The sequence below is a fragment of the Shewanella sp. GJ50-10 genome (genome assembly GCF_055808815.1).
The window spans coordinates 3,291,140-3,305,422 of sequence record NZ_JBVVSS010000001.1; the positions used below are offsets into that span (position 1 = coordinate 3,291,140).

At 40.9% G+C, this 14,283-nt stretch carries 13 protein-coding genes; 1 reads left to right on the plus strand and 12 read right to left on the minus strand.

What is annotated here, in order from left to right:
* Positions 1-26 precede the first annotated feature (26 nt).
* A complete protein-coding gene (recA, locus tag AC0L4E_RS13900) occupies positions 27-1,085 on the minus strand; it encodes a recombinase RecA (RefSeq protein ID WP_473679665.1) in 1,059 nt (352 codons plus the stop codon).
* A gap of 413 nt (positions 1,086-1,498) precedes the next feature.
* Between recA and mutS the strand changes: the two genes are divergently transcribed.
* The gene (gene mutS / locus AC0L4E_RS13905) at positions 1,499-4,078 is read left to right on the plus strand and encodes a DNA mismatch repair protein MutS (protein WP_473679666.1); all 2,580 of its coding nucleotides are present in this window, start codon (positions 1,499-1,501) and stop codon (positions 4,076-4,078) included.
* 85 nt (positions 4,079-4,163) lie between these two features.
* On the opposite strand, the gene AC0L4E_RS13910 is transcribed toward mutS, so the two are convergent.
* The 11 genes from AC0L4E_RS13910 to AC0L4E_RS13960 form a co-directional block, all read right to left on the minus strand.
* A complete protein-coding gene (locus AC0L4E_RS13910) occupies positions 4,164-4,571 on the minus strand; it encodes a hypothetical protein (RefSeq protein WP_473679667.1) in 408 nt (135 codons plus the stop codon).
* A gap of 81 nt (positions 4,572-4,652) precedes the next feature.
* The gene (rpoS, locus tag AC0L4E_RS13915) at positions 4,653-5,630 is read right to left on the minus strand and encodes an RNA polymerase sigma factor RpoS (RefSeq protein ID WP_473679668.1); all 978 of its coding nucleotides are present in this window, start codon (positions 5,628-5,630) and stop codon (positions 4,653-4,655) included.
* A 78-nt stretch (positions 5,631-5,708) separates the two neighbouring features.
* Positions 5,709-6,563 (minus strand): peptidoglycan DD-metalloendopeptidase family protein, encoded by an 855-nt coding sequence (locus AC0L4E_RS13920; protein ID WP_473681670.1) that lies wholly within the window; start codon positions 6,561-6,563, stop codon positions 5,709-5,711.
* 74 nt (positions 6,564-6,637) lie between these two features.
* Complete coding sequence (locus AC0L4E_RS13925; RefSeq protein ID WP_473679669.1) at positions 6,638-7,273, minus strand: protein-L-isoaspartate(D-aspartate) O-methyltransferase; 636 nt, start codon at positions 7,271-7,273, stop codon at positions 6,638-6,640.
* The gene (surE, locus tag AC0L4E_RS13930; protein WP_473679670.1) at positions 7,270-8,019 is read right to left on the minus strand and encodes a 5'/3'-nucleotidase SurE; all 750 of its coding nucleotides are present in this window, start codon (positions 8,017-8,019) and stop codon (positions 7,270-7,272) included. The genes AC0L4E_RS13925 and surE overlap by 4 nt, the downstream gene beginning before the upstream one ends.
* Positions 8,016-9,209, minus strand: a complete 1,194-nt coding sequence (gene truD / locus AC0L4E_RS13935; protein ID WP_473679671.1) for a tRNA pseudouridine(13) synthase TruD — start codon at positions 9,207-9,209, stop codon at positions 8,016-8,018. The genes surE and truD overlap by 4 nt, the downstream gene beginning before the upstream one ends.
* 58 nt (positions 9,210-9,267) lie before the next feature.
* A complete protein-coding gene (ispF, locus tag AC0L4E_RS13940) occupies positions 9,268-9,750 on the minus strand; it encodes a 2-C-methyl-D-erythritol 2,4-cyclodiphosphate synthase (protein ID WP_473679672.1) in 483 nt (160 codons plus the stop codon).
* Between the two features lie 80 nt (positions 9,751-9,830).
* Entirely contained in the window at positions 9,831-10,583 is a 753-nt protein-coding gene (ispD, locus tag AC0L4E_RS13945) for a 2-C-methyl-D-erythritol 4-phosphate cytidylyltransferase (RefSeq protein WP_473679673.1), read from the minus strand.
* 5 nt (positions 10,584-10,588) lie between these two features.
* Positions 10,589-10,891: a cell division protein FtsB gene (gene ftsB, locus AC0L4E_RS13950; RefSeq protein WP_473679674.1), complete on the minus strand. Its 303-nt coding sequence runs from the start codon at positions 10,889-10,891 to the stop codon at positions 10,589-10,591.
* A 94-nt stretch (positions 10,892-10,985) separates the two neighbouring features.
* Complete coding sequence (gene eno / locus AC0L4E_RS13955; protein WP_473679675.1) at positions 10,986-12,287, minus strand: phosphopyruvate hydratase; 1,302 nt, start codon at positions 12,285-12,287, stop codon at positions 10,986-10,988.
* Positions 12,288-12,519: 232 nt separating this feature from the next.
* Entirely contained in the window at positions 12,520-14,157 is a 1,638-nt protein-coding gene (locus AC0L4E_RS13960; RefSeq protein WP_473679676.1) for a CTP synthase, read from the minus strand.
* Between the last annotated feature and the right edge of the window lie 126 nt (positions 14,158-14,283).

The window sequence follows — 14,283 nt, forward strand, 5'->3', positions numbered from 1 at the left end:
ACGATTCAACCTATAACCAAACTTGTTTAGAAAACTTCACCAGTTTCTAAGTCAATGTTTTCATCTGACTCAGCAGGCGCCGCTTCTTTTTCTTTGCTTAACAGCATTTGGCGAAGGTTAGCTTCAATTTCTTGTGCAATAGCTGGGTTTTCAACTAAGTATTTACCAGCATTAGCACGGCCTTGGCCAATTTTATTACCTTGGTAGCTGTACCATGCACCTGCTTTTTCTACTAGCTTATGCACAACACCTAAATCAACTAGCTCACCTGTACGGTTAATACCTTTACCATAAAGGATTTGGAATTCAGCTTGTCTAAATGGCGCAGCAATTTTGTTCTTAACCACTTTAACGCGGGTTTCGTTACCCACGACGGCATCGCCATCTTTAATCGCACCTGTACGACGGATATCTAAACGAACAGAAGCGTAGAACTTAAGTGCGTTACCACCAGTCGTCGTTTCTGGGTTACCAAACATAACACCAATTTTCATACGAATTTGGTTAATGAAGATAAGCAATGTATTTGACTGCTTAAGGTTACCCGCAAGTTTACGCATTGCTTGGCTCATCATACGTGCCGCTAAGCCCATATGTGAATCACCAATCTCACCTTCGATTTCAGCTTTAGGCGTTAATGCAGCAACTGAATCGACAATGATAACGTCAACCGCACCAGAGCGCGTTAATGCATCACAAATCTCCAGCGCTTGTTCACCAGTATCTGGTTGAGAACACAAAAGGTTATCAATATCTACGCCTAAGTTTTTAGCGTAAATAGGATCAAGAGCATGCTCAGCATCGATAAACGCACAAGTTTTACCTTGACGCTGCGCTGCAGCAATCACTTCAAGTGTTAAAGTTGTTTTACCAGAAGACTCTGGACCGTAGATTTCTACGATACGACCCATTGGTAAGCCACCAGCACCGAGTGCAACATCCAATGAAAGTGAGCCAGTAGAAATAGTTTCAACATCCATTGTGCGATCAGCGCCCAACTTCATGATTGAACCTTTACCAAATTGCTTTTCAATTTGGCCTAGTACGGCATTTAACGCTTTCTCTTTATTTGGATCTGCTTTCATTCTCTTTATCCCTTTTAAGGTGACTCTGTTCGACATGCGAACTTGGTAACGAATAAATTTGTCTGTCTAACGATATGAGCTCAGTATACTGTATAATCATACAGTATCAATAGTTACTGTATACTTTTTTGACATTTATTCATCCTTAAAATTTTAAACCATTAATAATCAGAGCTTTAAATGAGATAAAAATATTAACCTAACAAATGCCCATGCTAAAAAACCACTGTATACAATAGTTACTGTTTTAGTAAACGATTGAGTTACAAGCTATTTAATTTGTTGAAAATATCACTAATCATATCCTTAAAAGTCACTGTATGAAGATAGCTTATTGGGAATCAAACTAAATATTGTTAAGATGAGCGCCGTTAATAATTCCATGTTAAAGCCAGATTAAGAGCAACGACTTAATGACTGTAAATGAAGACTCAAGTTTAGAAAAGCATACTCCAATGATGCGTCAATATTTAACGCTTAAAGCACAGCATCCTGAGATGTTGTTATTTTATCGTATGGGGGACTTTTATGAATTATTTTATGAAGATGCCAAGTTGGCTTCTGAATTACTTGGGATTTCACTTACTGCAAGAGGTAAAAGTGGTGGCAATGCGATCCCAATGGCAGGCTTGCCCTATCATGCAGTTGAAGGTTACCTCGCAAAACTGGTTCAAATAGGACAGTCTGTCGCCATTTGTGAGCAGGTTGGCGATCCTGCAACGAGTAAAGGTCCAGTAGAGCGTAAAGTTGTACGAATCGTAACACCAGGTACCTTAACCGATGAGGCTTTGCTACAAGAAAGACAAGACAATTTACTTGCAGCTGTTTATCAAGGTAAAACAGGCTTTGGCTATGCGACCTTAGATGTATCATCAGGTCGGTTTGTGGTTGTTGAGCTTGAAAATGCAGAAACGTTGGAAGCTGAATTACAGCGCACAAGTCCAGCAGAGCTACTTTATAGCGAAGACTTGGTTGATCGCCACTTAATCGAAAACCTGAAAGGAATAAGACGCAGACCTGAATGGGAATTTGATTACGATACTAGTATTCAGTTATTGCTAGAGCAGTTTGGTACAAAAGACCTTCACGGATTTGGCATAACAAACGCAAGACTGTCGCTGCAAGCTGCTGGCTGCTTAATGCAATACGTCAAAGACACCCAAAAAACGGCTTTACCGCATATCAATAGCATCACCATGTTTAACCAGGCTGATACTATTATTCTAGACGCTGCCACAAGACGTAATCTTGAGTTAACAGTAAACTTATCAGGGTCTCGGGACAACACACTTGCATGGGTGTTAGATAAAACAGCTACACCGATGGGCAGCCGTATGCTGCAACGCTGGATACATCAACCCCTTCGAGACCAGCAACATATCAGCCGACGCCAACAAGCTGTTGCAGAATTGATTGAAACAGGTTTATACGCCGATTTACACCAGCAATTAAAAGCCCTTGGCGACATTGAACGTATTATGGCCCGTTTGGCGATACGCAGTGCGCGTCCTCGAGATTTTGCACGACTACGCCAAGCATTAGCATTATTACCTGAGATTCAACAAACCTTAAGCCATTGCAATCAAGATGAAGTAAAACGATTAGCAGGGCTACTTGGTGAATTCCCAGAGCAACAACAGCTATTAGAAGCGGCCATTGTAGATAGCCCACCTATGCTTATTCGTGACGGCGGCGTTATTCGCACTGGCTATAATGCACAGCTCGATGAATGGCGCGGCCTTAGTGAAGGTGCTAATGATTATTTAGTGCAAATGGAAGCTCGTGAAAAAGAGCAAACTGGCATTAACACCTTAAAAGTCGGCTATAACCGAGTCCACGGTTATTACATTGAAGTGAGTCGCTTACAATCAGATCAAGTGCCGCTGAGTTATCAGCGTCGCCAAACTCTGAAAAATACAGAACGATATATCACTCCAGAGCTTAAAGAGTACGAAGAAAAAGTACTTTCAAGCCAAGGCAAAGCGCTGGCAATTGAAAAACAACTTTGGGAAGAGCTATTCGATCTAATCTTACCTAAATTACACGAATTACAGCAATTTGCTCAAGCGGCATCAGAATTAGATGTGCTTAGTAACTTTGCAGAGCGAGCTGAAACCTTAGGTTATCACTGCCCTAAAATCAGCAATGACATCGGTATTGATATTGAAGCTGGTCGTCACCCTGTTGTCGAATTAGTCAGCCAAGCCCCGTTCATTGCTAACCCCGTAGTGTTAGCACCAGAGCGACGTATGTTGATTGTTACTGGTCCCAATATGGGTGGTAAATCGACTTACATGAGGCAGGTTGCACTAATCACCTTAATGGCTCATATCGGCAGTTTTGTTCCTGCACAAAAAGCGGTTATTGGTCCTATCGATCGCATATTTACTCGTATTGGCGCATCAGACGATCTTGCTTCTGGTCGCTCAACCTTCATGGTAGAAATGACCGAAACAGCTAATATTTTACATAATGCCACGTCAAAAAGTTTGGTGTTGATGGACGAAATTGGCCGCGGAACATCGACCTATGATGGATTATCTCTTGCTTGGTCAGCAGCGGAATATTTAGCCGAAAAAGTGGCAGCATTAACTTTGTTTGCAACCCACTACTTCGAGTTAACCCAATTGCCAGAGCAAATGACAGGTGCAGCCAACGTACATTTAGATGCTGTAGAACATGATGACACGATTGCCTTTATGCATGCAGTTCAAGAAGGCGCTGCTAGTAAAAGCTATGGTTTACAGGTCGCATCTCTAGCAGGTGTTCCAGCTCATGTGATTAAAGCCGCGAAACAAAAACTGCATATGCTTGAAAGCAGAGACTTGGCAAACACTCACCAAGTACCCATTCAAGAAGCACTTAACCTGACAATGCCAGAGCCTCAATCATCAGCAGCCACAGAAAAACTCAGCCAAATTAATCCTGATGATTACAGCCCTAAACAAGCACTAGACATGCTTTACGAGCTTAAAAGACTAGCCAGTTTGTAAATAAAGCCACTTTCCTAGTAAAACAAAAAAGCCGCTACGATAAACTGTAGCGGCTTTTTACTATCATTAATTCGGTGTAAAAGGCTTACTTTTCAAGTGATTTTAACGCATCTGTATCAACATCTTTCATCACTTCACGCTCTAATGCATGTTGCTCAGCTAAGTCATTACTTTTCTTTTGTTGTTGCAATTTTTGCTGCTCAATACTCATTCTGACTTGTCGCTGAATTGACTCTTGCTCTGTTTCACATTGCCTAAATCCGTCACTCCAACCTTGGGCATAATCAGTTTCAGCATTGAAGCGTTTAACGTCTTTTTTGAATTCATCAAACAAGCTACCACCCGCTTTATTACCACTATCACAGCCATCTTGAAAACCATCAGCATAAGCCAACGGATAACCTTGCTCAATCATACTATCGCGGGTACTTTGACAAGCTGAGATAATTAATAAGCTAAGCGGTAATAATAGTAATATGACTTTCTTATTCATCTTCAACCTCATATCGCTGGGTTAATTAATCAATAAAAAAGGGCATAAATGCCCTGTTTAGTTTTAGAAATTTTAAAAGTATTAACTTCTAAACAATGCTTCTACTGACAAGCCTTGAGCACCTAAAACATCTTTCAATCGTTTCAATGCTTCTACTTGAATTTGACGAACACGTTCACGTGTTAATCCAATTTCAGCACCAACATTTTCTAATGTAGAGGGTTCATAACCGAGTAAACCAAAACGTCTTGCTAACACTTCACGTTGCTTGGTATTTAACTCGTTTAACCATCCTACTATTGAATTAGATAAGTCTTCATCTTGTACTTTATAATCTGGCCCAACAGAATCATCATCAGCAATCACATCAAGTAAGGCTTTATCATTATCGCCACCTAATGGGGTATCTACTGAGGTAATTTTTTCGTTTAGCTTTAACATGCGGCTTACATCGCTGGTAGAGACATCAAGAGTATCAGCAATTTCTTCAGCCGTTGGCTCATGATCTAGTTTTTGAGCTAGCTGTCTTGCGGTACGTAAGTACACATTAAGCTCTTTAACGACATGAATAGGTAAACGAATGGTACGGGTTTGATTCATGATAGCTCTCTCGATGGTTTGTCTAATCCACCAAGTCGCATAAGTTGAAAAACGGAATCCTCGCTCTGGGTCAAATTTTTCGACCGCGCGAATAAGTCCTAGATTGCCTTCTTCAATAAGATCAAGTAACGCTAAACCTCGGTTGTTATACCTTCTGGCAATTTTTACAACCAAGCGTAAATTACTTTCTATCATGCGGTTACGAGACTTCTCGCAGCCTTTGAGTGCTTTACGTGAAAAGAAGACTTCTTCTTCTGCACTAAGCAAAGGGGAAAAACCGATCTCACCTAGATATAGTTGAGTGGCGTCAAGATTCTTTTGCAAATCATCTTGAACTTGTTGATCAATATCGGATTGCTGCCCTTCTTTGGCTTTTCCTGCCTTCGGCGCAACCTCTTGTGGTTGTGTAGCTAAATCCATAAGCTCTACTGCGACTGCAGTGTTTTGTTTTTGGCTCATATGGTGCTCTCCCAAACCTGGTAAATTTAATTAAACTAGTGCACTTGCCTATCCTCCGTTTTAATGTGAACTAAACAATTAGCGTTTAGGTAAATAATTTAATGGGTTAACTGACTTACCATGTAAACGTATTTCAAAATGTAACATCACTTGGTTTGCCCCTGTGCTACCCATTTTCGCTACTGTCTGTCCAGCATTTACATATTGCTTTTCTTTAACCAATATTGAATCTGCGTGGGCATATGCACTTAAATAATCATCGTTATGTTTGATAATAACCAAATTACCATAACCACGAAGTGCATTACCTGCATAAACAACTCTTCCATCAGCAGCGGCTTTAATAATATCGCCACGAGAACCTGCAACCTTAATTCCTTGATTGCCTTGCTGAGTTGTAGAGAAATATCCTATTATTTTGCCTTTATTTGGCCAGTTCCACTTGCTTACTTTCTTCGGCAAGCCTTGAACAGGATCTTTAGCTACTTGAACCGTTTTATCTGGGGTAGTTTTTACAGAATACGCAGGCTTCGCTTTGTGATCAAGCTCTTTTTTTGTACTATTTCTGCTAACTGACGCACTAGCCTGTTTTGGCACTGCTGCCTGTTTTGGCTGCGTTTTCTTTGTAGGCGTGGGTTTGGTGTTCGCTACAGCAACCGGTTTAGAAACAGTTTTAGTGGCTGCAGGTTTATATAATTTTAAGGTCTGACCAGGATAAATTGTGTATGGCGCTTTTAGCTTATTGTAAGCAGCAATGTCATTGAAATCCTTACCTGCTCCCCATGAAATTGAATACAAGGTATCACCGCGCTTAACTTTGTAGCTTCCGGCGGTAATTGAGCCTTTATTATATTTAGGACCAGCAGAAGATGAAATGCTTTGTACTGGTGCAGGGCTATGAGCCTGAAAGCTACAGCCAGATATAAAGCTCATCAAAATAATAATGCATAGCCAATTGTGATACTTCAAGCATTCTCTCCAGCTAAAAATGGGAAATATCACCCTAATTAAGCAAGTTCGCCATTAACCAATGGCACAAATTTAACTGCTTCAATGATTTGCGATTTAAATTCATTATCATCTCGCGTTATTTTTAACAGTTGTTGTGAGTCTTCACCTACGGGAATGACTAACACCCCACCTTCAGAGAGTTGACCTAATAATGCCTCAGGCACTGAAGACGCAGCTGCGGTAACCATAATCGCATCAAAGGGGGCTTTATTTTGCCAACCTTTCCAGCCGTCGCCATATTTAAATGACACATTATGTAAATCTAAACGTTTTAATCTCTGCCTTGCTTGGATTTGCAAAGCTTTAATCCGTTCAATAGTGCATAACTGTGGTACCAACTGAGCTAAGATTGCAGCTTGATAACCTGAGCCCGTGCCTATTTCTAATACTTTAGCGGGGTTATGTTGCAATAATAGTTCTGTCATACGCGCGACAATATAAGGCTGAGATATCGTTTGTCCTTGCCCGATAGGCAATGCGGTATTCTCATATGCTTTATGCGCTAGTGCGCCGTCTAAGAACAACTCTCTAGGGGTATTAGAAACAGCCTCTAAAACCGCACTATTACGGATGCCAGCTTCATGGAGTTTTCTCGCTAAATTGATAGCAACAGTTGAGGCTATCTGACTCATAGTTTATTTACCCAGTTCTCTAAACCAGCAAGCTGGTTATATGCTGTTAAATCGACCGTTAGCGGAGTGATTGAAACATAACCTTGTTCAACTGTACCAAAGTCAGTATCCGCACTGGCATCTTGTTCTTTTCCTGGCGGGCCTAGCCAATATATATCGCGACCAGCAGGATCTTTAGATTTAATCATACCTTCGGCTTTATGCCTTGAACCTAAGCGAGTCACCTTCATGCCTTTAACTTGATCTAAAGGCAAATCCGGCACATTCACATTTAAAATTTGATCGCTATTGATTGGGTGCTCAAGTAAGCCTTGCACAATTTTAGCAGCGTAAACGGCTGCAGTTTTATAGTGTATTAACTCTTTACCTACAAGAGAAACCGCAATAGCAGGTAAACCAAGAAATCTTCCCTCGGTCGCAGCCGCAACAGTGCCAGAATACAAGGTATCATCACCCATATTCGCTCCTGCATTAATACCAGAAACGACAATATCGGGTTCAGTGTCGCATAATTCTCTAATGGCTAAATGCACGCAATCAGATGGCGTACCATTGACCGAAATATAACCACTATCTAAGTTATTAATTCTTAATGGATTAGTCAAGGTCAAAGAGTTACTTGCTGCTGAGCAATTACGATCTGGTGCAACAACTTTTACCTTCGCAATTTGACTTAATTCTTCAGCTAGCGCTTTTATACCAGGAGCGGTTACGCCATCATCGTTGCTGACAAGTATATTAATCACGCTGTTGGCTCTTGTTTAGATTCTTGCTCAGGCTCTTGTTTTGAAACTAAGGCTGAAGCTTTCGCAAGGGCTTGTTGTTGAGCTGCAGCATTTTGCTCGGCCACCATTTGTTGACGTTTTACTTCCTGCACGTCTTGATAATCCAATAATTCTCTAAGAACTGATGTTGCATAACTGCCTGCTGGTAAGATAAATTCGATAATTAAATTATCTTGTTCAAATCGATATTTAAGCGCTTGTGGCTTGAGCAACAAAGGACGACGTTCTTGTTCTAGCCCAGCTTGCTCCAGACCTACAAGATCTTGAGCTAATTCAGCTAAAGCTGTTTGTTCAACAGACGCTGCATCTGCTTGAGGAAGCATTGCGCCTCGGCCCCATAACGGCGCAGATAATTGAATGTCGTTATCAGATAAACGTTTTAGCGTGGCAGGATCCCACTTTTCTGTGACAAAAAAGCTCTTACTACCCGCAAGCATTACGCAATCACCCGTTAATGGCGCGACGCTATGATGATTTAATCGGTATGACACAACCTGATTAAAAACATTTGAACGAACAGCTGACAAGTACATACTGCGTTTCTTGCGATCTTTTACTTTTTTACCTGCCAACATTTGTTGGCCAAAAATTAAATTCTTACCTTGATGACCAAAACGTTGTTCACCAAAGTAATTAGGTACACCTGTTTCAATGACCTGTTGGATCCGTTTTTCTAAGGCATCTTTGTCTGACACATTTCGCAATGTCAGCTCAAAGCGATTACCTAATAGCGCGCCAATACGTAATTTTTTACTATGACGCTGGCTCGATAAAATAGTCAGACGAGCTTGATTAACGTCATTATCTTTACTGGCAGCATCTGCAGAAGTTACAGTTTCTGGTGTTGTTAAGGATTGCCAATCAGGAGTTTCTTTACCAGGAATGCGCACGCCGAACCATTGCTCAGTTACTGCATTTTTGTCTTTTTGGCCTGCGTAAGTCACTTCTTTTTGATGTACTTTTGCAAACTTAGCCAGCATTTCTGCCACTTGATTGGTGTTCAAACCCTCTTTGCGAACATGGATCATATGATGCTCACCTTCCCCTGTCGGGCTAAAAGGCAGCATTTCCTTCACGATAAAGTCGCTGTTGAAAGTACGTAAATCAGCGGTGCAGGTGGGTTTATCAAAAAGGTAATGTAACGAACTCATGTCATGTTCTCAAAATATCGGGGTTATTGTGGCTAACGGCTAACTAACTTTTATAGTTTTATAATGCTTTGGACATCAGAACGACAGATTCAACGGCAATGCCCTCTTTACGTCCGGTAAAACCTAATTTTTCAGTCGTGGTGGCTTTCACATTAATATTATCAATGGCAGTTTCTAAATCTTGCGCTAAGCATTCTCTTATCGCTTGAATATGCGGGAGCATTTTAGGTGCTTGAGCAATAATTGTGACATCAAGATTACCGATTACAAACTGCTTTTGCTTGGCTAGTTTATAACAATGCCTAAGTAGCACTCTACTGTCAGCGCCTGCAAACTCGGCATCAGTATCAGGAAAATGCTTACCAATATCACCTAAGGCCATAGCGCCGAGAATTGCATCTGAAACAGCGTGTAAAACCACATCACCATCAGAATGGGCAATCAAACCTGTTTCATAAGGCACGGTAACGCCACCTAATATTAATGGCTTGTCACCACCGAATTTATGTACGTCAAATCCATGTCCAATTCGTATATTCATTATTTTCGATTACCGTTTATTATATGACTGTTATTGCAATATATTTTGATGATTAATACTTTTTAACCTGAGTTATACCATTAAAGCGACTCAATGTTGGCTAAAAATAGCTTAGCTAATTGTAAATCATCTGGATGAGTGACTTTAATGTTATCAGCTCTACCTGATACTAGCCCAGGGTTTACCCCTGCCCACTCCATTGCGCTCGCTTCATCAGTGATATTAGCGCCTTGTTCAAGGGCTGCAGATAAATTTTGTTTAAGTTGCTGACTAGGGAACAATTGTGGCGTTAAAGCGTGCCATAAATTATCGCGACAAACTGTTTCAGCTATTTCAACCTTGCTTACAGTTTTGTTTTCAGCATTAGCAACAATGCTTCTCTTCATTGTGTCTCTCACTGGCATAGCCAAAATAGCACCTTGGCTATGCACTTCACGTGACACGAGTAATTTATCTATATCAGTTTGGGTTAGACAAGGTCTGGCAGCGTCATGGACTAATGCCCAAGTCGAGTGCTCACTCGTTACATCACTGGTTTCATCATTTAAGCTATTCAATGCTGCAAGGACAGAATCTGCGCGCTCGTTGCCACCTAATACTGTCACGATTTTTTCATGATTGGCTTGTGTCAGATTTGCAAAAAAGTCATCTTCAGGATGCAATGCAACAATCACTTTACTGATGTCAGGATGGGAAATTAAACTATCCAAGGTATGCGCTAATATAGTTTGTTCGCCAAGCATCAAGTATTGCTTAGGAATAGATGCACCCATTCTGGCACCAATGCCAGCAGCTGGCACAATAGCGACAACAGATTGCTTTACAGACTTCATAATGTTTACTGACCAAATGTAGAATTATTTCGAGGATTATTACCAACAACACGATAGAAAGTTTCACCCTCTTTGACCATACCTAACTCATTTCTTGCACGCTCTTCGATGGCTTCAGTACCACTTTTTAGATCAATAATTTCAGCGATTAGCACTTGGTTACGGGCGATGAGTTTGTTATTGCTTTCTTGTTGGCTGGCAATCTGCTTTTGCAGATTCATATACTGGGAAAGATTGTTCTCGCCTAACCAAAGTCGATACTGCAACAAGCCTACTAAGATAATCAGTAATAGTAAAAGTCGTTTCATAAATCGGTTATCAGCGATATTTATTAGTAATTGTTACGCTATAGTACAACAAAAAAGGCCACCTAGTGGTGGCCTTTTTAAGATTTAATAAAGATTAAGCTTGGCCTTTCACTTCTTTAAGACCGTTGTAAGGTGCTTTTTCACCTAATGCTTCTTCGATACGAAGAAGTTGGTTGTACTTAGCAACACGATCAGAACGGCTTAAAGAACCCGTTTTGATTTGGCCTGCAGCAGTACCAACGGCTAGATCAGCAATGGTTGCATCTTCTGTTTCACCACTACGGTGAGAGATAACAACGGTAAAACCAGCATCTTTAGCCATTTTAATAGCAGCTAAAGTTTCAGTTAACGAACCAATTTGGTTGAACTTGATTAAGATAGAGTTAGCAATGCCATTATCGATACCACGCTTCAAAATCTTAGTGTTGGTTACGAATAAATCGTCACCAACCAATTGAATTTTGTCACCCATCAATTTAGTTTGATGTGCAAAACCTTCCCAATCTGACTCATCAAGACCATCTTCGATAGAAACGATTGGATACTCTTTAGTAAGATCTTGTAAGAAGTAGTTAAACTCTTCAGAAGTGAATTTCTTACCTTCACCTTTAAGATCGTAGATGTTGGCTTCTTTATCAAAGAATTCTGAAGCTGCACAATCCATCGCTAAAGTGATGTCTTTACCTAACTCGTAACCTGCATTCGCCACAGCCACTTTAATCGCAGCTAAAGCAGAAGCATTTGATGGAAGGTTTGGTGCGAAACCACCTTCATCACCTACTGCCGTTGAATGACCGTCTGCTTTAAGTACTTTTGCTAAGCTATGGAAAACTTCAGCGCCCATACGTAGGCCTTCACGGAAGTTAGCAGCGCCAACTGGTTGGATCATAAACTCTTGGATATCAACACTGTTGTCAGCATGCTCACCACCATTGATGATGTTCATCATTGGTAGAGGCATAGAGTAAACACCTGGTGTTCCGTTTAAGTCAGCAATGTGCGTATATAAAGGTACTTTCTTTGAAGCAGCTGCCGCTTTTGCTGCTGCTAAAGAAACTGCCAAGATTGCGTTAGCGCCAAACTTAGCTTTGTTTTCAGTGCCATCTAGGTCAATCATAATTTGGTCAAGTTCAGCTTGAGCCAATGCATCTTTACCTTTTAGCGCCTGCGCGATTGGACCATTAACAGCTTCAACAGCTTTTAATACACCTTTACCTAAGTAACGAGCTTTGTCGCCGTCACGTAATTCTAATGCTTCACGTGAACCAGTAGAAGCACCTGAAGGAGCAGCAGCCATACCGATAGAACCATCAGCAAGATGAACTTCTGCTTCAACTGTTGGGTTACCGCGTGAATCCATGATTTCGCGACCAATGACATTAATAATGTTAGCCATAACTTCCTCGATAAATGTAAGATAAAATTAAAATAGAAAATCAATACCAGTAATCAGCAACATTTTTAATAATGAAGATTGATTATTGGTATTTCACTTTCAGTTTGGTAATTAATTGTCAACTTGAAGCATAGCATAGACCTATTATCCTGACGCTTCAACTATCAAAGTGACAACTTGGAATACACCATGAAAAAAAGCCATTGATGAACTCATCAATGGCTTTCGTTATTTAGCTAGCTTCACCTTTTTGATGAGCTGCAGCTGCAGCTACAAACCCTTCAAATAGTGGGTGACCATCACGCGGTGTTGAGGTGAACTCAGGGTGGAATTGACCAGCAACAAACCAAGGGTGATTTGGCAGCTCAATCATTTCAACTAACTTGCGATCAGATGAAAGACCACTGAATATTAAGCCTGCTTTCTCTAAGCGCTCAACATAGTTGTTGTTCACTTCAAAACGATGGCGATGACGCTCAACACAAGTATTTGAACTGTAAGCTGCAGCAGCTTTAGTACCATCAGCTAAATGACATAGCTGAGCACCTAAGCGCATTGTGCCGCCTAAATCAGATTCTTCGTGACGAGTTTCAACATTACCTTCTTCATTGATCCACTCAGTGATCAAACCAATCACTGGATGATCAGTCTTAGAGTTAAACTCAGTTGAATGAGCACCCTCAAGTTTAGCAACGTGACGAGCGAACTCGATAAGTGCTACTTGCATGCCTAAACAAATACCGAAGTAAGGAATGTTGTTTTCACGTGCGTATTGAGCCGCAAAAATCTTCCCTTCAACGCCACGCTCACCGAAACCACCTGGAACCAAAATGCCGTCTAAGCCAGTTAAGACTTCAGCGCCTTTTGCTTCAACAGTTTGTGAATCAACATATTGAATGTTTACAGTCACGCGGTTTTTAAGGCCTGCATGTTTTAATGCTTCATTTACTGACTTATAAGCATCTGGTAATTCAATGTATTTACCCACCATACCAATAGTGATTTCACCCGTTGGGTTAGCTTCTTGATAAATTACATTTTCCCACTCTGATAAATCAGCTTCTTTACAATCAATACCAAAACGCTTGATAACTAACTCATCAAGGCCTTGTGAACGAAGTAAAGCTGGAATTTTGTAAATACTGTCTACGTCTTTTAACGAGATAACCGCTTTTTCTTCTACATTACAGAATAGCGAAATTTTCGCTTTTTCGTTTGCAGGAATAGCGCGGTCGCCACGACAGACTAATACGTCTGGTGCGATACCAATTGAGCGTAGCTCTTTTACAGAGTGCTGAGTTGGCTTAGTTTTAATTTCGCCAGCAGCGCCTAAGAACGGCACTAAAGTCAAATGCATGAATAAAGTGCGATCACGTCCTAGCTCAGCACTTAATTGACGAATTGACTCTAAGAAAGGCAGTGATTCGATATCACCTACTGTGCCACCGATTTCTACGATAGCAACATCATGGCCTTCGCCACCTTCAAGTACTTTTTCTTTAATCGCATTAGTAATATGCGGGATGACCTGAATAGTTGCGCCTAAATAGTCTCCACGACGTTCTTTACGAAGCACTTGCTCGTAAATACGACCTGTAGTGAAGTTATTACGACGGTTCATTTTGGTACGAATAAAACGTTCGTAATGACCCAAATCTAAATCAGTTTCAGCACCATCTTCAGTAACGAATACTTCACCATGCTGAGTTGGGCTCATGGTACCTGGATCGACGTTAATGTATGGGTCCAGTTTCATAATGGTTACATTGAGGCCACGCGCCTCTAAAATTGCTGCTAGAGATGCTGCTGCAATGCCTTTACCTAGTGAAGAAACAACGCCACCAGTTACGAAGATATACCTTGTAGTCATGCTGAACCTGAGAATGTGAGTTTGAAAAATACGTGCTTGTAAGAAAGCACTAGGACGGGGCGACATTCTACCAAATTAGCTTGATAACAACAAACAATAAACTCATTAAATTACGATAATCATGTT